Annotated in this window: 9 protein-coding genes; all 9 read left to right on the top strand. The window is 48.6% G+C overall.

Translation table 11 applies throughout. The features are described 5' to 3' along the window. Positions 1-30: 30 nt before the first annotated feature. Entirely contained in the window at positions 31-4,755 is a 4,725-nt protein-coding gene (locus tag QUA57_RS04770; RefSeq protein ID WP_333059747.1) for an amino acid adenylation domain-containing protein, read from the top strand. Continuing rightward, positions 4,742-8,032: an amino acid adenylation domain-containing protein gene (locus tag QUA57_RS04765; RefSeq protein WP_333059748.1), complete on the top strand. Its 3,291-nt coding sequence runs from the start codon at positions 4,742-4,744 to the stop codon at positions 8,030-8,032. Before QUA57_RS04770 ends, QUA57_RS04765 begins: the two co-directional genes overlap by 14 nt. A gap of 97 nt (positions 8,033-8,129) precedes the next feature. Next, positions 8,130-9,818, top strand: a complete 1,689-nt coding sequence (gene panP, locus QUA57_RS04760) for a pyridoxal-dependent aspartate 1-decarboxylase PanP (RefSeq protein WP_333059749.1) — start codon at positions 8,130-8,132, stop codon at positions 9,816-9,818. Then, a complete protein-coding gene (locus QUA57_RS04755) occupies positions 9,808-11,355 on the top strand; it encodes a condensation domain-containing protein (RefSeq protein ID WP_333059750.1) in 1,548 nt (515 codons plus the stop codon). The genes panP and QUA57_RS04755 overlap by 11 nt, the downstream gene beginning before the upstream one ends. Positions 11,356-11,416: 61 nt before the next feature. Beyond that, positions 11,417-12,466, top strand: coding sequence for a TauD/TfdA family dioxygenase (locus QUA57_RS04750; protein ID WP_333059752.1), 1,050 nt, complete (start codon positions 11,417-11,419; stop codon positions 12,464-12,466). Further along, entirely contained in the window at positions 12,408-17,015 is a 4,608-nt protein-coding gene (locus QUA57_RS04745; RefSeq protein ID WP_333059754.1) for an amino acid adenylation domain-containing protein, read from the top strand. The genes QUA57_RS04750 and QUA57_RS04745 overlap by 59 nt, the downstream gene beginning before the upstream one ends. 6 nt (positions 17,016-17,021) lie before the next feature. Beyond that, entirely contained in the window at positions 17,022-18,440 is a 1,419-nt protein-coding gene (locus tag QUA57_RS04740; RefSeq protein WP_333059755.1) for a condensation domain-containing protein, read from the top strand. Positions 18,441-18,471: 31 nt separating this feature from the next. Further along, complete coding sequence (gene ectB, locus QUA57_RS04735) at positions 18,472-19,764, top strand: diaminobutyrate--2-oxoglutarate transaminase (RefSeq protein WP_333059757.1); 1,293 nt, start codon at positions 18,472-18,474, stop codon at positions 19,762-19,764. A 44-nt stretch (positions 19,765-19,808) separates the two neighbouring features. Continuing rightward, on the top strand, positions 19,809-24,932 hold the full coding sequence (locus QUA57_RS04730) for an amino acid adenylation domain-containing protein (RefSeq protein ID WP_333059758.1): 5,124 nt from the start codon (positions 19,809-19,811) through the stop codon (positions 24,930-24,932). Positions 24,933-25,008: the final 76 nt, after the last annotated feature.

Genomic DNA, 25,008 nt, shown 5'->3' with positions numbered 1-25,008 from the left:
AGCAATTGAGTCAAACCAAACAAAAGCCCAATGAGCTATTTGAAACTATCTGCAAAAAAACGCGCATTGCTGGAAGTGATGCTGCGAGAAAAGGGGGTAGAATCCTCAAGCGATCGCAGAATCCCTAGAAGGAAAGAAGGCGACTCGATTCCCTTGTCTTTCGCCCAGCAACGGCTGTGGTTTTTCGACCAGTTCGAGGCTGGAAAATCTTTCTACAATCTCCCAGGCGCTATCCGGCTCAAAGGCAAATTAAATGTCGCCGTGTTGGAGCAAACTTTCAACGAAATCCTCAACCGGCATGAAGCTTTGCGATCGACTTTTACAGAGGTTCAGGGACAGCCCGTTCAAGTCATTGCTCCCCCTGTTTCTCGCCTGTGGCTGCCAGTAATAGACCTGCGAGAACTGCCCCAGAGCGATCGAGAGGCAGCCGTAAACCAGCTATCTGCAAAGGAAGCGCAACAGCCCTTTGACTTACAACGAGGCCCCTTGCTGCGGACATCTTTGCTACAGCTTAGCGAAGAAGAATACGTCCTGCTACTGACGATGCACCACATCGTTTCAGATGGCTGGTCCATAGGAGTGCTGGCGCGGGAACTGGCGGCAATTTACGAAGCCTTATGGGCCGGAAACCAACCGCAGCTTCCAGAGCTTCCCGTGCAGTATGCCGACTTTGCGATCTGGCAGCGCAACTGGCTCTGCGGCGAAGTGCTGCAAACTCAGCTTGCGTACTGGAAGCAACAGTTGGAGGGAGCGCCTCCCTTGCTGGAACTGCCAGCCGATCGACCCCGACCTCCAATTCAGACCTCCGAAGGCGCAACCCAGTCGCTATTGCTGTCTTTCGAGCTGACAGCCGCCCTCAAAAACCTCAGCCAGCGGGAGGACGTTACCCTGTTTATGACGCTCCTGGCGGCCTTTAAAGCGCTGCTTTACCGCTATACAGGGCGGACAGACTTGCTAGTCGGCTCCCCGATCGCCAACCGCAACCGCGCTGAAATTGAAGGACTCATTGGCGTATTCGTCAATACCCTGGTGTTGCGGACTGACGTTTCCGGCGATCCTACTTTTCGAGAATTGCTTCAACGCTTGCGCGAGGTGACTTTGGGAGCCTACGCGCACCAAGACTTGCCATTTGAGAAACTGGTTGAGGAACTGCAACCCGAGCGCAGTCTGAGTTATAACCCGGTATTTCAGGTTATGTTCCAGTTGCGGAATAACCCCATGCCGCCCTTGGAGCTGCCCGGATTGACTTTAAATCTGCTCGAACTCGAAACGAATACGACGCAGTTTGATTTGAGCTTGGATTTAGAAGAAGTGGGGGAAAGGCTGCAAGCCTCAGTGCAATACAGCACGGATTTGTTCGATCGCGCCACCATTACCCGGATGCTCGGACACCTGCAAACCTTGTTGGAAGGTATCGCAGCTCATCCAGAGCAGCGCCTCTCCAGCTTGCCCCTGCTGACAGCAGCCGAAAAGCAGCAATTGCTCGAGTGGAATAACACTTTTGCCCAGTATCCCCCGGATAAGTGCATCCATCAGTTATTTGAGGAGGCTGTCTCGCGATCGCCCGACGCTGTGGCAGTAGTGTTTGAAGGAGAAGAACTCAGCTATAGGGAACTGAACGCGAGAGCAAACCAGTTGGCGCACCACCTGCGCTCGCTAGGAGTAAAGCCAGAAGCGCTGGTGGGGATTTGCGTCGAGCGATCGCCCTTGATGGTAATCGGCTTGTTGGGCGTCCTCAAAGCGGGCGCTGCTTACGTCCCGCTCGATCCAAACTATCCTAAAGAGCGCTTGGCTTTCATGCTAGAAGACTCTTCAGTGCAGGTGCTGCTGGCGCAAGAAAAGCTGCTCGAAAAACTTCCCCCACACTCGGCCCGTGTTGTCTGCTTGGACTCGGGCTGGGAAGAAATTGCTTTTTACAGCTCAGAAAACCCTCGCAGCGGCGTAAAGCCAGAAAACCTGGCCTACGTTATCTACACATCAGGGTCTACAGGAAAACCCAAAGGCGTTTTAATCGAACACCGATCGCTAGTCAATTACACGGCGGCTGCGATCGCTGAATATGGAATAGAAAAGCGCGATCGCGTTTTGCAGTTTGCCTCTATTAGTTTCGATGCCAGTGCCGAAGAAATCTACCCCTGCCTGACTTCGGGCGCAACACTCGTATTGCGTACTGATTCCATGCTGGATTCAGCGGCTGTATTTTGGGAAAAGTGCAGGGCTTGGAACTTAACTGTTCTGAGTTTGCCGACAGCCTACTGGCACGAACTGACAGCCTTATTGAGCCAAGAAACCTTGGTACTTGCCCCGTCATTACGCTTGACAATCATTGGCGGAGAAAAAGCGCTTCCCGAACGATTGAAAACTTGGATTGAGCGTGTAGGGCAACAAGTACGTCTGGTGAATACTTACGGCCCTACAGAAGCCACTGTGGTGGCAACGATATGCGAATTATCGGCAGCCGACGCCGCATTGAGGGAGTTGCCGATCGGGCGTCCTATTGGCAATGTCCAAACCTACATCCTAGATTGTCACGGGCAGCCTGTACCCACTGGCATTCCGGGCGAGTTGCATATCGGCGGCGCTGGTTTGGCACGGGGATACCTCAACCGTCCCGAGCTGACGGCAGAAAAATTTATCCCCAGCCCCTTTAGCAATGAACCTGGTTCGCGCCTCTACAAAACTGGAGACTTAACTCGTTATCGACCAGATGGCAACATCGAATATGTCGGTCGCATTGACAATCAGGTAAAAATCCGCGGGTTTCGCATCGAGCTGGCAGAGATTGAGGCGGCACTCTCCCAGCATCCGGCCGTGCGGGAAAGTGCGGTTTTGGTGTGGTCCGAGGCGAACGCTCGCAAGCGTCTCGTCGCTTACGTCGTCCCCGAGGCCCGAGAGCAAAATTCCTCACTCTCTTCTAGCGAGCTGCGCCAGTTCCTGCAAGAACGCTTGCCAGATTATATGGTGCCGTCTGCCTTCGTCCTGCAGTCGAAACTGCCTCTAACGCCCAACGGCAAGCTCGATCGGGCTGCGCTGCCAGCGCCCGACTTGACGCGATCGGAATTGGAAGAGACTTTCGCGGCTCCTTCCAGCAGCGTCGAGGAGCAACTCGCGAGTATTTGGGCGCAGGTACTCGGAATCGAGCGAGTGGGCATACACGACAACTTTTTCGAGTTGGGCGGAGATTCGATTCTCAGCATTCAGATTGTCGCCCAAGCCAATCGAGCCGGGATTCAACTGACTCCCAAACTGCTATTCCAGCACCAGACGATCGCGTTTCTGGCAGCCGCTGCTGGCACTGTCGAGGCTGTGCGAGCCGAGCAAAAATTGGTGACGGGCGCGGTGCCGCTGACTCCCGTGCAGCAGTGGTTCTTTGAAGAAAATTTTGCCTTTGGGCACCACTGGAATCAAGCCGTGATGTTAGAAGTGCGGCAACCCCTCGAAGCAGCGCTGCTGGAGCGAGCGTTCGCGCAACTTCTGACGCACCACGACGCCCTGCGCCTGCGCTTTGCGCCCGGCAAATCAGGCTGGCAGCAGTTCAATGCCGAACCCGGGGGAGCCGTGCCGTTTGAAAAATTAGATTTATCTAATTTATTGACAAATGAGCAAACGTGTGCTATAGAGTCTAAGGCCAATGAAGTACAGGCAAGCTTAAACCTGTCAGAAGGGCCGATCGCGCGCGCTGTTCTGTTCGATCTGGGGGCGCAGCAACCTTCGCGCCTGCTAATAGTTATCCACCACTTAGCTGTCGATGGCGTATCGTGGCGAATTTTGCTCGAAGACTTGCAGAATGCCTGCGAGCAGTTGAGCAGGGGTCTTGCAATCTCGCTGCCGCTGAAGACGACATCTTTCAAACAGTGGACACAGCGACTGGTTGAATACGCTCAGTCAGAAGGGTTGCACCAAGAATTCGATTACTGGCTGGCACACCTACAAAAGCCGGTTTCTCCCCTGCCAGTAGATTTCGCTGGGGGAAGCAATGCGGTAGCGCAGTCGCGCATCGTGTCGGTGGCGATCACTGCTGAAGACACTAACGTCTTGCTGCACGAAGTTCCCAAAGTCTACCGAACCCAAATTAACGACGTACTGCTGGCAGCACTGGCGTGGGCGTTTGCCCAGGGGACCGGAGAACGCTGGCTGCTGGTTGATTTAGAGGGGCACGGGCGGGAAGATATCTTCCCAGATGCAGACGTTTCGCGGACTGTGGGTTGGTTTACTTCCGTGTTTCCGGTACTGCTGTCGATCGGCGAGGCTTCCACTCCCGCAGATGGCTTAAAGGCTGTCAAAGAACAGTTGCGCGCCATCCCGAATCGCGGTATGGGTTACGGGTTGCTGCGATATCTCGCTGGCGGCGAAATTTCCCAGAAACTGCAATCGCTCCCTGCAGCAGAGGTGAGTTTCAATTACCTCGGACAGTTCGACCAAGTTCTCCCTGAATCATCTTTATTTGCCCTGTCTGGGGAATCCGTCGGGCAGCCTTTTAGCCCCGAAGGAAACCGCAGCTATTTGATAGAAATTAACGGATTTGTTGCGGGCGGGCAGTTGCGAATGGATTGGACTTATAGCGAGGAAATCCACCAACGTTCTACGGTGGAGAATTTAGCGCAAAGGTTTGCCGAAGCCCTGCGAGCGATCGCCCGAGCTTCCCAGGAACCCGAAGCAGTCGGCTGCACTCCCTCTGACTTTGCAGAATTTAAGTGGAGCCAGTGGACGGAAAACGACCTAGAAAACATTCTTTCAGCAATTGGAAAAGTTTGAAATGGGCAAAGGCAACGTTGAAGATTTTTACCCCCTCTCGCCCATGCAGCAGGGGATGCTCTTTCACACCATCTACTCTCCCAACTCCGGAGTTTATTTCGAGCAATTAACTTGCACGCTTCGCAAACTGGCGAACGCGCAGGCATTCAAGCAGGCGTGGCAGCAGGTGACCGATCGACATCCCATCTTGCGTACTTCCTTCGTGTGGGAAGGCCTCAAAGAACCCGTTCAAGTCGTGTCCCGGCAAGTCCAACTGCCTTGGGAGGAGTGCGACTGGCAAGAGATCGCGCCCGCAGCACAGCAACAGCACCTAGAAACCTTTCTCAAAAGCGATCGCGATCGGGGTTTCGATATGCGGCAACCGCCGTTGATGCGGATGACTCTCATCAAACTGGCAAAAGATACTTATTATTTCATCTGGAGCCACCACCACCTGCTGCTAGATGGCTGGTCTAACCCCACCATCCTCACAGAAGTCTTTGATTTTTACCAAGCCGAACTCAACGGCGAGCAATTATCCTTGCCGCGCCCGCGCCCCTATCGCGACTACATTGTTTGGATACAGCAGCAGAATTTGTCTGAGGCTGAGTCGTTTTGGCGGCAGCGCCTCCAAGGCTTTACCGCACCCACGCCGCTGCCAATTGAGCGGGATTTTGGGTCCGCTGCGGGAGAAGAAAGCGATCGGGAACAGCAAATCCTGCTGTCTGTAGCGACAACAGCAGCGCTGCGATCGTTAGCTCGGCTGCAGCAATTGACGCTCAACACTCTAGTACAAGGAGCCTGGGGGCTGCTTCTGAGCCGCTACAGCGGCGAGGAAGACGTTATTTTTGGAACGGTTGTCTCCGGTCGTCCACCAGACTTGGCGGGAGTAGAATCGATGGTGGGGCTGTTCGTCAACACCCAGCCCGCGCGCGTCAAGATTCGCCCAAAAGACTCGCTGCTGTCTTGGCTCAAGCAGTTGCAGGACCGACAAATAGAGGCGCGGCAGTACGAATACAGCCCCTTGGTAGAGGTGCAGCGGTGGAGCGAAGTGCCGCGCAGGCTGCCTTTGTTTGACACGCTGGTAGTTTTTGAGAACTATCCCTTAGAGTCTTCTTTGCAGAAGCGGGTTCAAAACCTGGAAATAGAAAGTGTTCTTTCTTTTGAAAAGACGAACTATGCTCTAACGCTGATGGTGGTGCCGGGTGAGGAGTTGGCGCTCAAAATTGGTTACAGTAGCAACCGCTTTGAAGATGCTGCGATCGCGCGGATGCTCGGACACCTGCAAACTTTATTGGAGGGAATGAGTGCAAATCCTGAGCGGCAACTGTCAGAATTGCCGCTATTGAGCGCCGCCGAACGCCAGCAATTACTTGTCCAGTGGAACGACACCCAAGCGGATTACCCCAAAAATGCCTCAATTCACGAATTATTTGCAGCACAAACAGAGCGAACCCCAGATGCAGTGGCTGCAATTTGCGAAAATGAACAATTGACTTACCGCGAATTGAATGCCAAAGCCAACCAAATCGCGCATTACCTGCAATCTATAGGTGTAAAACCCGAAGTTTTGGTGGGAATTTGCTTAGAGCGATCGCTGGAAATGCTGGTGGCCATTTTGGGCATTTTAAAAGTCGGTGCCGCTTACGTTCCTCTCGATCCTGCTTATCCCCAAGAACGCCGCTCCTTCATGCTGGCCGATGCAAAAGTTCCGGTGCTTTTGACTCAAAAAAACCTCCTAGAAACCCTCCCCGAACACAGCGCTAAAGTCGTCTGTATCGACGCCGAATGGCAGGAAATTTCCCGCCAGAGCGATCGCAACCCCGCTGTTAAAGTGGAAGCTGAAAACCTCGCTTACGTCCTCTACACTTCCGGCTCGACTGGCACTCCCAAAGGCGTACTCGGCACCCACCGAGGCACAGTCAATCGCTGTTTTTGGAACCCCTACCCTTTTATCGAACAAGATATTTGCTGTCAAAAAACCTCCTTAAATTTTGTCGATTCGGTTTGGGAAATCTTTGCTCCTTTGCTGCATGGGTTGCCAACTGTGATAATTCCCGATCGAGCCGTCAAAGATATTAACCAATTCCTTCAAACCTTATCAAAGCAAAATGTAACGCGACTGGTGCTGGTTCCTTCTTTGTTGCGCGCTATCTTAGATTCCTTCCCTGATTTAGACAGGCGTTTGCCTCAATTAAAATATTGGATTTGCAGCGGAGAAACTCTGCCGATGGAACTTTGCCAGCAATTTCGAGAGCAGATGCCCCAGCGGGTATTAATCAATCTTTATGGCTCTTCTGAAGTAGCTGCGGACGTGACGTGGTACGATGCAACTCACTGTGTCGAGAAAGTTCCTATCGGTCGCCCGATGGCCAACACGCAAATTTATCTGCTCGATCGCAATTTGCAACCCGTTCCCATAGGAATTCCCGGCGAGATTTACGTCGGCGGCGATGGATTGGCACAGGGCTACTTAAACCGCCCCGACTTAACCTCGGAAAAATTCATTTCTAACCCGTTTGGGCAAGAAAAATTAGATTTTCTCGGTAATTCTCATCAAAAAGTTTTGTTCAAAACAGGCGATATCGGTTGTTACCTGCCGGATGGTAATATAGAATTTCTGGGTCGTGGCGATTGCCAAGTAAAAATTCGCGGTTTCCGCATCGAACTCGGAGAAATAGAGGCAGCACTTTCTCAACATTCTTCTGTCTCCACCGCTGCTGTTTTGCTTCAAGAAAATGAACCGGGCAGTCAACGCCTAGTCGCTTACCTAGTTCCTAACTCAGGGTTCAGAAATCAGCACCCAGAACTTATTTCCGAACTGCGTTCATTCTTGAAGCACAAACTGCCAGATTACATGGTGCCTTCAGCTTTTGTGCTATTAGATGCGTTGCCACTAACGCCCAACGGAAAAATTGACCGCCTCGCCTTATCTCAAAGGTGCGATTACGTTTCTGATGAAACAGCCTTCACTGATCCACAAACGCCCACAGAGGAAAAAATTGCTGAGATTTGGACTGCTCTTTTAGGGCTAGAAAAAGTAGGAACTAACCAAAACTTTTTTGACCTCGGCGGTCACTCTCTGATGGCAACACAGTTAATATCGCGAGTGCGATCGTGCTTTGGGGTAGAGTTAGCGATGTGCGATTTTTTTGCCGCTCCCACTATTGAGAATTTAGCTGAACTAATCGAGGAAGAAATTCTGGCAAACGCCGATTCTAACCAGATAGATGAATTGCTCGATCTCTTAGAAAAAAGTGAGGGAGACTCAGCACTAACTGTGATGCTGACTGAGTAAACATCGGGTTGGAAAAAAAGCACAAACAGCCCTTTTCTCCTTAAGGCTTCGGTGGGAATAGGAGAGAAAAAAGCCCATTTAACAGGATTGATGCGGGATGAATAAACTAACAGTAAAAGCCAAAGATTCTCAAGATGTAATGCAGCCCTTAAAAGCTTCTGTTACCCCACTTGAAGAAAAGTTAATGGAGCTATTCAGTGCTTCAGAAAAGTCCTTTTTGGCAGAAGAAGCAATGGAGGAGCGAATTTCTGCCCTAGTTCAAGACTTTTTGTACGCAAAAAGTGCTAGTACAGATATTGACTTAGAGTTAATTATTCAGGAGTTTAGGGAAAACAAAATTCCCGCCCTTCCTACAGATGTTGGCAATTATATCGATGATTTGACCAAAACCCTCGTTGCCCATTCCATTCACACATCTTCTCCCCGATATATCGGTCACATGACGAGCGCACTTCCCTATTTTGTGCGCCCGATCGCGAAGCTTTTAACCGCGATGAATCAAAATTTAGTCAAGATGGAAACTGCCAAAGTTTTAAGCCCCTGCGAGCGCCAGACTTTGGCAATGATCCACCGATTAATTTACGATTTTTCTGAGGATTTTTATAACCAGCACATTCAAAAAAGTGACAGCACGCTCGGTATCATGACAACGGGCGGCACCCTAGCTAATATCACAGCTTTGTGGTGCGCTCGCAACGCTTCTTTAGGGCCAAAAAATAACTTTAGTGGCATTGAAAAAGAAGGCTTGTACGCAGCTTTAGAGTTTTACGGCTACAAGGGAATGGTGATAATCGGCTCCAATTTGATGCACTATTCTTTTGAAAAGGCTGCCGGTTTATTAGGCATTGGCGATCGCAATCTCCTAAAAATCCCCACCGATTCCAATCACCGCATGGATTTGGCAGCGCTGCGCCAAACTGTGGCCGAATGTCGCGATCGCAATCTGCACATTCTGGCAATTATCGGTATTGGAGGCAGCACCGATTCGGGAAGTATCGATCCGCTTCCAGAAATAGCCGCGATCGCCCAAGAAGCAAACGCTCACTTTCACGTCGATGCCGCTTGGGGCGGCCCCGTGCTTTTTTCCGAACGTCACCGGCACAAATTCGCAGGCATTGAACTAGCAGATTCCGTCACCATAGATGGACACAAACAAATGTATTTGCCAATGGGAATCGGTCTGGTTTTATTCCGCAATCCCCAAACCGCCAAAGTTATTGAAAAACACGCGCCCTACACGGTGCGAAAAGACTCCATCGATTTAGGCAAGCGCTCTCTCGAAGGCTCTCGACCAGGTGCGAGTTTGTACTTGCAAGCCGCCTTGAATATCATCGGCCATCAAGGCTATGAGTTTTTGATAGATGGAGGCATCCATAAAACGCAGCACTTAGCCAATTTAATTCGGGAAAATCCAGCCTTTGAATTGCTGCTAGAACCAGAAATTAATATTCTTTTATACCGCTATATTCCAGAAACATTCAGGGAAAAAGCAGCCAAAAAACAACTAACCGAAGCAGACAACCACTTCATTAATCAATTTAACGAGCGCCTTCAGGAGGCCCAGCGGCGAGCCGGTTACACCTTCGTATCGCGAACAACCCTGCAAAACACCTGTTATGGCAAAACCATTCCCATTGTTGCTTTTCGAGTCGTCCTTGCCAACCCCCTTACCACTGAAGCAGATATCAACATTGTTTTAAACGACCAGCTAAAAATAGCCGCAAAGCTTTCCTTAACTATCACAAACAGCGACCACTGCGAGGAGGTGAATCATCATGTCTACTAATCGTTCAGAACGACTAAAAAACCTCTCGCCCCAGAAGCGAGCGCTCCTCCTCAAAGCATTGGGCAAAGAGGCAGTACAGGCTGAGCAATCTAAGCGCATTCCCAGGCGATCGCAGCAAAATTCTGCTCCCCTTTCTTTTGCCCAGCAACGGCTGTGGTTTCTCGATCGATTGTCTCCCCAAAACCCTGCCTACAACCTTCCTGCTGCTGTGCGTTTGCAAGGGCAATTGAATTTGTCAGCACTGCAACAAACACTCAATGAAATTGTCAGGCGTCACGAAGTTTTACGCACTGCTTTTGCAGAAGTGGACGGGGAACCTGTTCAACTGATTTCTCCTTCCTTGGATTTCGCTTTGTCGGTGGTAAACTTGCAACATTTACCAGAAACTGAGCAGCAAGCTGAAATTGAGCAGCGTACTCTGGAAGAAGCCCAACGCCCCTTTAACTTAACGCGAGATCCCTTACTGCGGGCCACTCTGCTGCAACTGGGTTCGGCAGAATATGTGTTGCTGCTGACGATACACCACATTATTTCTGACGGTTGGTCTATGGGGGTATTGGTGCGAGAAGTAGCCGCACTTTATGAAGATTTTTCCACTGACAAACCCTCTGGGCTGCCTGAACTTTCCGTGCAGTATGCCGACTTCGCCAGTTGGCAGCGGCAGCATTTCCAGGGAGAGAAATTAGACAAACAGCTCGCTTATTGGAAACAGCAATTGGGAGGCGGTTTAGCTGTGCTGTCAACAGATAAGCAGCGCTCTCCGGTGCAAACTTTTCGAGGGTCGCAGCAATCTTTTGTTATTTCTGCTTCTTTAACTGAAAGGCTGAAAACGCTCGCCCAGCAACAAGATGTCACCCTATTTATGACGTTGTTGGCAGCATTTCAATCCTTGCTATACTGCCAAATAAAACAGGAAAACCTCGCTATTGGTTCTCCTATTGCCAACCGCAATGTCCTTGAATTAGAGGAATTAATTGGATTTTTTGTCAATACTTTAGTGCTACGAATTGATACTGCTGGTAATCCAACGTTCCGCGAACTACTCGGTCGAACACGCGAGGTAGCGTTAGCAGCTTACGCTCACCCCGATGTTCCTTTTGAAAAGCTCGTTGTGGAATTGCAGCCAGAGCGAAATCTCAGCTATAACCCGCTTTTTCAAGTCTGGTTTGTTCTCCAAAATGCGCCCATGCCACCCCTGAAATTAGGCGATTTGACGTTGAGCGTTCTAGAATTCGATGTCGGTATGTCGAGACACGACTTAAGCCTCACTCTCTGGGAGATTTCAGAAGGAATCCAAGGCTTATTTGAGTACAAAATAGACTTATTTGAGGCTACGACTGTTGCCCGAATTGTGAGAGGTTGGCAAACTGTTCTCAACCAAGTTGTTGCCCAGCCAGATATCAGGCTCGACGACTTGGCAGAAATTCTTGCTGAAGCAGAAAGGCAGCACCAAATCGAGCAGCAAAAACAAATTCAGATTTCGGGAATTCAAAAATTAAGAATGGCTAAACGCCAAGCTATGAAAAGTTTAAAATGATGGCTCAATCTCTCAGGTTTTTTCGGAAAAAAGACATAAAATTTTCACAAAACCACAAACTATGACAAATACAGAAACAAAGAATCTCAATTCCCAAAAGTTAGGAGCAGTTAGGCGCAAAGCCGTCAGCCTGTCCTCAGAGGAATTAGTCAAAACCGCCTACCTCCAGCCCGAAAACCTTCTACCTCTAGTTGTTCAGCCAACAGTAGAAAAATTAAATCTTGCGGGTTGGGCACAGAACAATCGCTCATCAATTGAAACGCAGTTATGGAAGCACGGAGGAATACTTTTTAGAGGCTTTGAAGTCGGTGGGGTGAATGGCTTCGAGCAGTTTATTCAAACTATTGCTGGCGACTTGTTGGAATATTCTTTTCGCTCGACTCCGCGCAGTCAGGTGAGTGGAAATATCTACACTTCCACCGAGTATCCTGCCGAGCAATTCATCCCACTGCACAATGAAATGGCTTATTCTCTAAATTGGCCACTAAAAATCGCTTTTTTATGCGTCAAGAAAGCTGAACAGGGAGGAGAAACCCCGATTGCTAACAGCCGCAAAGTGTTTGAAAGCCTGGATTTAAAGATTAGAGAAAAGTTTGCCCAAAAAAAGGTTATGTATGTGCGAAATTACGGTGGCGGCGTAGATTTACCCTGGCAAAATGTCTTCAATACTGATAGCAAAATTGAGGTAGAAGAGTATTGCAAAAAAGCGGGAATTGAGTTAGAATGGAAAAGTGGCGATCGCTTGAGAACTCGGCAAATATGTCAAGCTATCGCCCAGCACCCAAAAACGCAGGAAATGGTGTGGTTTAATCAAGCTCACCTCTTCCACATTTCCAATCTCGAACCCGTCGTTCGCAAAGAGCTTTTAACTTCTTTTAAACAGGAAGATTTACCCCGCAATGCTTATTACGGCGATGGCTCGCCCATTGAAGATTTTATATTAGACGAAATTCGTCGCTGCTATCAGCAAGAAACAACTGTTTTCCTTTGGGAAGAAGGAGATGTCTTGCTGCTAGATAATATGCTAGCCGCGCACGGACGTACCCCATTCTATGGTTCGCGTCGAGTTGTTGTCGGGATGGCAGAACCGTTTAGCTGTCAAGACATTTAGACCCATGAAAGGAACAGTAGATATGCAAAAGGAAACAATTGAAGGGTTTAGACTTTCTCCACAGCAACGGCACCTGTGGGAGTTACAGCAAAATAATCCTAAACAGATATATCGCGTTCGAGGTGCAATTTTAATTACAGGAAACCTCGATCGAGAGATTCTTAAAAGTGCGCTGCAAAATGTCATGAATCGGCACGAAATCCTGCGGACTAGCTTTCACTGCTTGCCTGGGATGACACTACCCCTGCAAGCGATCGCCAGCACTGGTGAAGTTCCTATCTCGGAACACAATCTCAGCGGTTTGTCTCCCGAAGAACAAGAATCTAAAATTGAAGCGCTTTTTCAGCAACTAAGTCTGCTTGCTTTTGATTTTGAGCGCGGCCCACTTTGGCACATCTCTCTAGTCACTCTCGCCCAAGACAAGCACCTATTGCTGGCGAACTTCTCTGCCTTAATTGCAGATAGTGCCACCCTGAAAAATTTCACCCACGAACTCAGTCTTTCCTACTCAGCCTGCGCGTGCAGGGAAGAGTTCTCTGATGAGTCAATGCAATATGCCGATATTGCTGAGTGGCAAAATGAGTTACTCGAATCAGAAGAAACGGCAAGCGGCCAAGAATACTGGCGAAAGCTGAACATTGAAGCTTTGGATTTATTAACGCTTCCTTGGGAAAAGAAGAATGCAGAAGCGGAATTTCAGCCACAAGTAGAAAGGGTGGAAATTCGGGGTGATTTGTTGAACAGCCTGGAAGCGATCGCCCAAAAATACCAAAGCGATATTTCTACATTTCTGCTGACTTGCTGGCAGATTCTGATTGCGCGGCTTACCAGACAGCCAAACCCGATCGTCGGCGTAACTGGAAACGCCAGGAAATATGAAGAATTAGAGCGATCGCTGGGGCTGTTGAGTACCTATTTACCACTACAATGCGACTTGCAAGACGAATTCAGTTTTGCAAAAATTTGGCAGCAAGTTGAGCTAAATCTCAAAGATATTCACACTTGGCAAGAATATTTCACCTGGGAAGAAACTCTAGAATCCGATAAAAGTAACGCTTTTTTGCCCATCTGCTTTGAGTATGAAACAAAGCCAGAGAAATATGGCGAGTCTGGCGTTTCATTTTTCCTCGATCGGCAAGATGCCTGCGTAGAGCCCTTCAAACTTAAACTTTCGGGCCTTTCACGAGGCAATTGCTTAATCGCCGAGTTTCGCTACGATTCGGCTTTATTTGAAGCTGAAGATGTCAAGCGCTTGTCACAACACTTCCAGGCTGTGTTAGAAAGTGCCTTAAAAAATCCACAAATACCCATCAGTCAATTAAATATACTCAGCGATCGCGATCGTCACCAGCTTCTCGTCGAGTTCAACCAAACCCAGAAAGATTACCCGACAGACAAATGCGTTCACCAGCTTTTTGAAGAACAAGCCCAGCGCACTCCTGATAATATTGCTGTAGTTTTTGAAACTCAACAAATTAACTATCGAGAACTCAACCATCGCGCCAATCAACTCGCCCATCACCTGCAAAACTTGGGAGTTGAATCAGAGTCAATTGTCGGAATTTGCGCCGATCGCTCCTTAGAAATAATTGTAGGAATGCTAGGCATTCTCAAAGCAGGAGCCGCGTATTTACCCATAGATCCGGCAACCCCAGCAGATCGCAAGGCACTCATGCTAGAAGATGCCCGAGTGCAGGTGCTGCTAACGCAACAGCGACTGGCTGAAAGCTTGCCGAAAACTCAGGTAAATATTGTTTGCATCGATACAGACATTCCCACTAATTCTGCCTCTTACACGCCTCGCGCCTCTTCTGACAATTTAGCTTACGTCATCTATACTTCCGGTTCCACTGGCACGCCCAAGGGAGTAGCGATCGAACACCGGCAACTCCTCAATTACCTACACAGTATTGAGGAAAGATTAAACTTGCCATCAGGTGCCAGTTTTGCTACCGTTTCTACCTTCGCGGCAGACTTGGGCAATACAGCGATTTTCCCGGCACTTTGTTCCGGTGGATGCCTGCATATAGTATCCCAGGAGCGCGCAACCGATCCAGAAGCGCTGGGTGAATATTTCCGCCGCCATTCTATCGATTGCCTCAAGATTGTTCCCTCGCACCTTGCTGCTCTTTTAACTTCTTCTGTCGCCGACTCTATTTTGCCACGAAGACGGCTAATTTTAGGCGGTGAAGCTGCAAGCTGGGAGCTAATTGAAAAGGTTCGTAAAATCAATCCAGATTGCCTGATTTTCAATCACTACGGGCCAACAGAAGCGACGGTGGGCGTACTCACCTATCAAGTGTATGGCGAGGAATTGAAAGGAATTTCCGAGACAGTTCCACTCGGCCAACCTATAGCAAATACCCAGATTTATCTACTGGATTCCCATTTGCAGCCAGTGCCAGTAGGCGTGCCTGGGGAACTGCACATCGGCGGCAGCAGTCTGGCGCGGAGCTATCTCAACCGCCCCGAATTGACAGCAGAAAAATTTATTCCGAACCCATTCGGTGCGCCGGAAGCGCGGCTGTACAAAACTGGGGATTTGGCTCGTTATTTGCCAGACGGAAACATCGAATTCATCGGGCGAATTGACAGTCAAGTAAAAATCCGGGGCTTCCGCATAGAATTGGGAGAAATTGAAGCAGCGTTAGGGCAGCATCCAGATATCGCGCAGGCTGTAGCGGTGGCGCGGGAAGATGCGCCTGGTGAAAAGCGCCTCGTGGCTTATTTTGTTTCTAATCAGAAACAAGCACCAAGCAGCAGCGAACTTCGCCGTTTTTTAGCGGCAAAATTGCCTGAGTACATGGTGCCTTGGGCTTTTGTAACGCTCAAAAGTTTGCCTTTAACTCCTAACGGAAAGGTAGACAGGCGATCGCTCCCAGAACCCGACAGTGCCAGAGCGAAATTAGAAGGAACTTTCGCAGAACCTCGCACGCCTGCCGAGGAAACTATCGCCCAGATTTGGGGGCAAATGCTAGAGGTCGAAAAAGTAGGAATTTATGATAACTTTTTCGAGTTAGGCGGAGATTCGATATCAAGCATTCGCATCGTCGCCAAAATCAATCAATCCGGCTTGCGCGTAACGCCCAAACAACTGTTTGAGTGTCCCACTGTGGCGGAGCTTGCAGCCGTTGCAGGCACAATTGAGACGGCGGAAAAACTGCTGCGTATTCTCCCCATACAGCAGGAATTTTTAGAAGAAAAAAATTCCGGCAAATGCCAGAGCTTTTTATTTAAAACCGACTCGGCAATCGCTCCTGAACTATGGCAGCAAGCGGTGCAAAAATTGCTCGATCGCCACGACATTCTTCGCCTGCGATTTCTCCATACAGAATCGGGCTGGCAGCAAATGTATGGTAGTTTAGATGAAATTAAAACCGAACCTTTCTCATACATCGATTTATCGGCGTTGCCAGTTAGCGAACGAGAAACGGCTTTAGAAACCGCTGCGGCCGAGCTGAAAGAAAGTTTGAATCCAGCCGAGGGAATTCTCTGGCGAGTGGCTTTGTTTAACCAGGGAAACGATCGGCCCACTAGCCTGCTATTAACGATTCACGAACTGGCGGCAGATAGCGTTTCCTGGAAAATTTTGCTAGAGGAACTTTCAGCGGCGATCGCGCAGATCAGTCAGGGTCAATCCGTAGAATTACCGCCCACAACAGCAACTTTTAAACGGTGGTCAGAATTTCTGCAAGAGTACGCCAAATCGCCACAAATTCAGCAAGAGCGAGATTACTGGCTCGCTGCGCGTCAAGAAGTCTCGAAAGTGCCCGTTGATTCTCCAAGCAACGATCTGGAAAACGCTCTATTAGTTTCGCTCGATGTTGAAGAAACTCGCACTTTACTGCAAAAAGTTCCCGCAGCTTATGGAACCCAAACGAGCGAAGTATTGCTGACTGCATTGGTGCAAACTTTTAATCAATGGACGAAAGCGGATTCCTTGCTGGTGGATTTGGAGGCTTCGGGGCGAGAAATTTTTGCCAAAGATATCGATTTGTCGCGCACTATTGGCTGCTTTGCGGCGATTTTCCCGGTGCAGCTTATTTTGAAGGGAATTTCTGGGCCCGGGGAAGCTTTGAAGGCGATTAAAGAGCAGGTGCGGGGCGTACCCAATCGAGGCGCTGGCTACGGGGTACTGAGCTATTTAGGCGATGACGCAGAAGTAGCGGCGCACCTGCAAGCTTTGGAGCGATCGCAGGTTAGATTTAACTACCGCGAGCAATTCGATCCGATTTTGCCTGAATCTTTTGCGTTTGAGCTAGTAGAAAGTGCTCGCAGCAGCCTGCTAGGAAATCGGCGCTATCCGATCGCAATTGACTCCGGCGTGCGAGAAAATAGGCTGCAACTAGAGTGGAGGTATAGCGAAGCAGCCTACCGACGAACCACCATCGAAAAACTAGCTAAAGATTTTGTGGATAATTTGCGATCGCTTGCTGCCCACTGTCAGGCTGCGGAAGCAGGAACCTACACCCCTTCTGACTTCCCAAAAGCAAATTTGAGTCAAAAAGACCTCGATCGCTTCTTAACGAAAATCAACCAACGCAGGTAAAAATTCATGAAACTAGAAAACATTGAGGATATTTACGAACTTTCACCGATTCAAAAAGGCATTCTCTTTCATAGCTTATTCGCTCCGGAATTGGGACTGTATTTTTTCCAAATGCCCTTTTTGTTGCGGGGCAATCTCAACGTTGATGCTTTCTCTAGCGCTTGGCAGCAAGTAGCGAACCGACACGCGAGTTTGCGGACTGGCTTTTTCTGGGAAGATATCAACAAACCATTACAAGTTGTATATCAGCAAGTAACAGTTCCCTTAGAGCAACGCGACTGGCGGGGGCTAAATCCTGGGGAACAGGAGGAGCAATTAAATACTTTTCTGGAGAACGATCGCGCCTTAGGGTTCGACCTTTCCCAAGAGTGTTTGATGCGCCTGACTTTGTTTCACCTCGCTGACAACTGTTACCAATTTATTTGGAGCAGACATTTTATTGTGATGGATGGCTGGTCAATCCCCACGATCCTCGCGGAAGTGCTTCAAATTTACGAGGCAATTTGTGATGGGAAAAAGGTAGATTTAGGGCCCAGCATTCCCTACCGAGACTACATCGAATGGTTGCAAAAACAAGACGTAGCAAAAGCTCAGACGTACTGGAGGCAAGCGCTCGGAGAATTGCGATCGCCTACTTCCCTCACCAATCTAGATGCTAGCAGCGCCTTCAATTCCGAGGAAAAATACGACGAACAGAGAATCTATTTATCGCCAGAAACTACAGCAGCGCTGCAATCTTTTTCGCGGCAGCACCAGCTTACATTGAGTACGATCTTTCAGGGAGCGTGGGCGATGCTGCTCAGTTACTACAGTGGCGATCGCAAAGTAGTCTACGGATGTACAGTGGCGGGACGCCCACTAGAATTACTACAAGACGAGCCGCTAATTGGGCTATTTGTTAACAGCTTGCCCGTATGGATCGAGGTAGCTTCTGAAAAATCTCTGCTAGTTTGGCTGAGGCAGCTTCAAGAACAATTACTGGAAATGCGCCAGTACGAGTGGAGTCCGCTAGTTGATATTCAAGGGTGGAGCCAAGTGCCGCGAAGCAGTCCTTTGTTCGAGAGTATCTTGGTGTATGAAAACGCGCCAGTGGATTCACTCTTGGAAAAATGGGAAGGCGATCTAGAAGTCTCGAACTCGACGATTTTCTCCAATGCGCCGAATTTTTACAAGACTAACTATCCCCTGACTGTTGCCGTGTATCCGGATCTAAAGTTCTGCATCGGCATCAATTACGATTTCCGCCGCTTCGAGCTAGCCACAATTACTCAGATTCTGGAGGATTTTGAGAGATTGATTCAGGGCATCTTAGCGCAACCAAATGCGCTCCTGAAGGACTTGCTCTTGCCGATCGATCGCGAGTATCCCATAACGTTAAGTCTGGAAAGAGAAGTAACGTTTAATTTTGAATTGTCCGCCGCGTAACTAACAAATTAACTAGAGTGAGAAAGTTGCCATGCATCGCATCGCCCTACAAAAGCCAAGTCAACCAGCAAATATTTTTGAAAGTCGCGAGTCTAATGTCAGAAGCTATTGCAGAAATTTTCCTGATATATTCCATCGGGCAAAAGATTCTATCATATATTCCGAAACAGGAGCGGAATATATCGATTTTTTAGCAGGGGCAGGGGCGCTGAATTACGGGCACAACAATGACTATATCAAGCAGAAGGTAATAGCGTATCTGGCATCGGACGCGATCGCGCACGGATTAGATCTGCACACCTCAGCCAAAAAAGAATTTTTAGAAAAATTCTTTTCGTCTGTCTTAGAACCGAAAAAGCTGGATTATAAAGTTCAGTTTTGCGGCCCAACGGGAACGAATGCCGTTGAAGCGGCTTTGAAATTAGCCAGAAAAATCAAGAAAAGACCGGGAATTTTCTCATTTATGGGAGCCTATCACGGCATGACGTTAGGCAGTTTAGCTGCGACTGGCAATATCGCAGCGAGAGCGGGGGCAGGCGTAACATCAAATAATGTAACTTTTATGCCCTATCCCTATGGGTTCATGGAAAGTTTTAATACCATAGGGTATATCGAAGCCGTCCTAAATGATGTCAATTCTGGAATCGAAAAACCAGCGGCAATTATTTTTGAAACGGTGCAAGCTGAAGGGGGAGTAATTGTCGCGCCCGTCGAGTGGATGCAACAACTCAGAGACTTGTGCTCACGCCACGACATTTTATTAATTTGCGACGACATTCAAGTGGGTTGCGGGCGGACAGGGCCATTCTTCTCATTTGAAAGAGCTAATATCGTTCCCGATATGGTAATCCTTTCCAAATCGATCAGCGGTTACGGATTTCCGATGTCGCTTTTGTTGATTAAACCTGAGTTGGATATTTGGGAACCGGGCGAACATACGGGTACATTTCGGGGAAATCAACTCGCTTTCGTAGGAGCTACCGCTGCTCTAGAGTATCGAGAAAATATCCATCTCGAACGCGAAGTCCAATTGAAAGAGTTCTTTTTACAAAAATTCCTGGTGGAGGAAATTGCCACGATCGACGAAAAAATAGATATCCGAGGAATTGGTTTAATTTGGGGCATCGATTTTGAAAAATTTGGCGCTGCTAGTTTTGCTAAAAAAGTCACTTCGCGGTGTTTCGAGTTGGGATTAATTGTGGAAAGAGTTGGGAGAAATGATACGGCTATAAAAATATTGCCTCCCCTGACTATCGAATGGTCAATTCTGCAAAAAGGCTGTGCGATTTTGCAACAAGCCTTGTCCGATTGCTTGAATTCCTAATTACTCTAATTTTTTCCAATTTTTAAAATGTGAGGAGACGATCGATGATAGCCGTAGCGAATCAAATCAGACCAATTACCCCCATTTCAGATAACTTGTTGTCTCAAAAAATTTATTGGTTAAACAAGCTTTCCGGGGAACTGCCGGAGACAACTTTGATAGCCGATTATGTAAGACCTGTGCTAGATAGCGGCAAAGAGCGAGAGGTCGCATTTGAACTGTCGAGCCAACTGTCTGAAGCGATTTTTAAGTTGGCGACAAAATCCGATTTGTCAATTTATCTAATTCTCCTCGCTACCGCTAAAATACTGCTCCACAAATATACTAGCAATAGCGATGTTATTGTCGGCTCGCCGATTTATAACCCAGAAAAAAGCGCTCGCTTAATTAATCGAGTGGTTCCGCTGCGCTCCACTGTAACTCCTCAATTGACTTTCAAAGAGTTTCTGCTGCAAGTCAAAGATACTGCGATCGCGGCCTACAGCCACCAAAATTATCCGTTTGCTGAATTAGTGCGGTTGTTAAAAATTTCCGAAACTCAGAGCCGCTGTCCAATTTTTGACGTAGCCGTCTTATGGGAAAACATTCACTCTGCAAGCGATGTCGCGGAACTCGGCAATGATTTAACAATTGCTTTGAAAGTCGATGGCAATCGGATTGTCGGCAAAATTGAGTACAGCGGCTTGCTTTTCAAAGATGAAACCATCAGACGACTGACATCACATTATATCAATCTTTTGGAAAGCGTTACCAACAACATTCACCTGAAAATTGCGGATCTTAGTTTTTTAAGTCAATCTGAAGTCCGCCAAATATTAGAAAGTTTTAACGACAATGCTAGAGAGTATCCTGTCGAGCGAACGATTCACGATTTATTTGAAAGCCAGGTCGAAAAAACGCCCGATCGCATAGCTGTTGTTTTTGAAGAAACTCAGTTAACTTATCGCGAACTGAACGCAAAAGCGAATCAACTAGCCAGATTTTTGCAGAGTTTAAAAGTCAAAAATCGACAACTGGTGGGAATTCTGCAAAAACGGAGTCCGAATTTTCTCATCGCTATTCTCGCTATTTTAAAGGCGGGGGGAGTCTACGTTCCCATTGAGAGCACTTATCCTCCGGAGAGAATTCGCTATATGCTTTCTCACAGCGAAGTGGGAATTCTCTTAACAGACGCTTCATTTTTAGAGATTTTGGCAAGCCAAATCGAGTATTGCCCTCAGTTAAAATATTTGGCTTGTTTAGATGTCAAACCGGAGGGCGCGGCGAGATCCGCCGCCGAGGTTCAGATATGCGATCGCCGCGATTTCGATAAACTGCCTGCCGCCAATCTAGAAACTAGCAATCGCGGCACCGATCCAGCTTACGCAATTTATACCTCGGGTTCCACCGGATTGCCCAAGGCAGCTATTATCCGACACGGCGGCGCGATCAATCACATTTACGCCCAATTTGAGGCGCTCGGATTGACTGAAGAATTTACCTTTTTGCAAAGCGCTCCCGCTTCATCGGATATTTCGGTTTGGCAATTTTTAGCGCCTATTTTAATTGGCGGAAAAACCGTAATTGCCGACGCGGAAACAATTTACAATCCAGAAAAATTGTGTGAGGTCATTAAAAAACACAAATTAACCCTCGTCGAACTCGTTCCCACCGTTGTCCGAGGATTGACAGACTATCTTTCAAAATTATCGCCGCAGCAACGAGCGTTCCCCAATTTAAAATGGATGATGGTAACGGGAGAATCCGTCTCGGTAGAGTTGGCGAATCAGTGGTTGCGTTTGTATCCCTCTATCGGCGTTGTCAATGCTTATGGCCCTACAGAAGCGGCTGACGATATTACGCAGGCAATTATTGAAAAACCTTTGCCGGAAAATCAGCGATCGCTATCCATTGGCCAACCCCTCGCCAATTTAAATCTTTACATCCTCGACTCTCAGATGAAGTTAGTGCCCGTCGGAGTGCCGGGAGAGATTTGCGTGTCGGGATTTGGCGTCGGCGAGGGCTATTGGAAAGATGAAAAGAATACTCAATTAAGCTTTGTTGAAAATCCCTTTCCAAATACGGCAAAACCGCTGCCAGGAATTGACAAAGATTTAATGTACAAAACCGGAGATTTAGGGCGGTGGCTTCCCGATGGAACGATCGAATTTCTAGGGCGCATCGATCGCCAGGTAAAAATTCGCGGTTTCCGCATCGAACTAGGAGAAATAGAGGCTGTATTGGAGCGACATCCAGCCGTGCGGGAGGTGGCAGTTATCGTCAGGGAAGATAACCCCGGCAACAAGCGCCTAGTCGCCTATATCGCTGAGCACAAGGCAGAAAACAGTGTTTCAGAATTTCAATCGTCGAACCTTGCAGATGAGTTATGCGGCGATTTAAAACAAAAATTGCCCGAGTATATGGTGCCTTCAGCCTTCGTGCTGCTGGAGGCGCTGCCGCTTTTGCCGAATGGCAAGGTCGATCGCCGATCGCTGCCTGCACCGGAAAAAAGCGCGATCTCTGCGGTGCGATCGCCTGTGGAGGAAATGGTTGCTGGCATCTGGACCGAAGTGTTAGGCATCGAGGGAATTAGCAGCGAGGATAACTTCTTTGAATTGGGAGGGCATTCCCTATTAGCCACTCAGGCGATCGCGCGCCTGCGAGAAGCGTTTAAAATTGAATTGCCCCTGCGCGTCTTATTTGAATCGCCAACAGTGGCAAGTTTGAGCTCGCGCATTTCCCAAATCAGCAGCAGCGAGCAAAAACTCGAAGCACCCCCCATCGATCGCGCACCGCGAGGCCCAGAATTGCCCCTTTCTTTCGCACAACAGCGGCTGTGGTTTCTCGATCGGTTGCAACCGGGCGATCCGGCTTACAATATCCCCGCAGCCGTGCGCTTGAAAGGTGCGATCGACGTGACAGCATTAGAGCGCAGTTTCCAAGCAGTTATCAATCGCCACGAAGCCTTGCGGACAACATTTGGCGCGGTGGAAGGGTGGCCGATTCAGTTGATAATTCCCGAACCTACTTTCGCCCTCTCAGTTATAGATTTGCAGCACTTTCCTCAATCTCAGCGAGAAGCAGAAGCCATGCGGCTCGCCGCCGAGGAAGCGCAACAACCTTTTGACTTAGCAAACTGGCCATTAATGCGAGTCACTTTGCTACAGTTAGGCGACACAGAATTTATCTTATTGCTAACCATCCATCACATCGTGGCAGATGGCTGGTCCCTCGGGGTACTCGTGCGGGAAATGGCAACCCTCTACGAAGCTTTTTGCACTGGCAAACCCTCCCCACTTCCCGAACTTGCAATCCAATACGCCGATTATGCCGTGTGGCAGCGAAACTGCCTCTCTGGGGAAGTTTTAGAAGAAAAACTTGCCTATTGGAAGCAACACTTAGGCAATCCCTTACCAGTGCTGCAACTGCCTGCCAAACAACCGCGCGCCGCTGTTTCTACCTATCGCGCTGCCCTTCAACCTTTCCAGCTTTCCCCAAACCTTTCTGCAGGGCTCAACAAGCTGAGCCGCCAACAAAATGTCACCCTATTTATGACGTTGCTAGCTGCTCTTGAAACGCTGCTATATCGATCGACAAATCAGGATGACATGGTGGTCGGCACCGACCTCGCCAACCGCACCCAATTGGAAACAGAGGCTCTGATTGGTTTCTTTGTCAATATCTTGCTTTTGCGCGGCGATCTCAGCGGCAATCCTACTTTCATAGAATTGCTCGATCGCGTGCGCGAAGTCACCTTAAAAGCCTACGCTCACCAGGATTTACCATTCGACAAATTGGTGGAGGAATTGCGGCCCGATCGCAGCCTGAATCAAACACCGCTCTTTCAAGTCTTATTCGTCATGCAAAATATGCCCATGCCTGCTTTAGAGCTAGGCGGGTTAACTTTGACTCCCTTAGAACTTGACAGCGGAATTGCGAAATTTGATTTAGTTCTCTTCGTCGGAGAAACCGAGCAAGGAATTGCAGGCACTTGGAAGTACAATACTGACCTTTTCGATGCCGCCGCCATCGAGCAAATGTCCAGCCGTTTTGAAACCTTACTCAACAGCATTGTGGCGGAGCCTGAGACTCGGTTAAATAACTTAGAAATTATCACAGAAGCGGAAAAACAACAACAAGTCATGCAAGAAGTCAAGCGCGAAAAGCTGAATTTTAGCAAGTTTAAGAGTGTTAAACCGAAAGTAGTCACTCTGCCAGACGGCGAGTTGATAAAAACCGAATTTCTCCAGCCTGGGGAACTATTGCCGCTAGTCGTTAAACCCGCTGCCAGCGATGTCGATCTCATTGATTGGGCGAAAAACAACCGAACTTTGATCGAGACAAAATTGCAGCAACACGGTGCAATTTTGTTTCGAGGCTTCACCGAGCCTTTAGTTTCTACTTTCGAGCAGTTCGCCTTGGGGATTTGTCCGGAACTGTTCGGCGAGTACGGAGATTTGCCGCGCGAAGGAATCGGCGGCAAAGTTTACGGTTCGACCCCTTATCCCGCCGAGCAAACTATCTTCTTTCACAGCGAAAGTTCGCACCTGCACCGCTGGCCAATGAAAATCTGGTTTTTCTGCGTTCAACCCGCGCAGTCAGGCGGCGAAACCCCGATCGTTGATTGTCGGAAAGTTTACCAGTTGCTCGACCCCAAACTCCGAGAAAAATTCGCCCAAAAGCAACTGATGTACGTCCGCAACTACACCGATGGACTCGATGTAAGCTGGCAAGAATTTTTCAAAACGGCGCAGAAAACAGAGGTGGAACAATATTGCCGTCAAGCGGGCATAGAATTTGAGTGGAAAGACGGAAATAAGCTCAGAACTAGCAAGCGGAGGCCGGCGATCGCCAAGCACCCCAAAACTGGAGAGATGGTATTTTTTAACCAACTGCTCTTGCACCACATTTCCTGCTTAGATCCGGCCGTCCGCAACTCTTTATTATCTGTCTTTGGAGAAGAGAACCTCCCCCGCAATGTTTATTACGGCGACGGCACTCCCATTGAAGACTCGGTAATGGCAGAAATTCAGGCAGTCTATCAGCAGGCAACAGTTAGTTTTCCTTGGGAAGCTGGCGACATATTAATGTTAGATAATATGTTGGCTGCTCACAGCCGGAACCCATTTGTCGGGTCGCGCAAAATTGTGGTAGCGATGGGCGAAATGATCGGGGAAGCAGAGATTTAAAAGCTGACTTCTATCCCGCCAAATTCGGCTTTATCCGACTCTGGTATGAATTTATAACTGCCAGTAGTCGCCACTT

Origin of the sequence: Microcoleus sp. Pol7_B2, assembly GCF_036701035.1 — a bacterium.
In the GTDB taxonomy this organism is placed as follows: domain Bacteria; phylum Cyanobacteriota; class Cyanobacteriia; order Cyanobacteriales; family Microcoleaceae; genus Microcoleus.
This window is presented reverse-complemented; position numbering and strand designations above follow the sequence as displayed.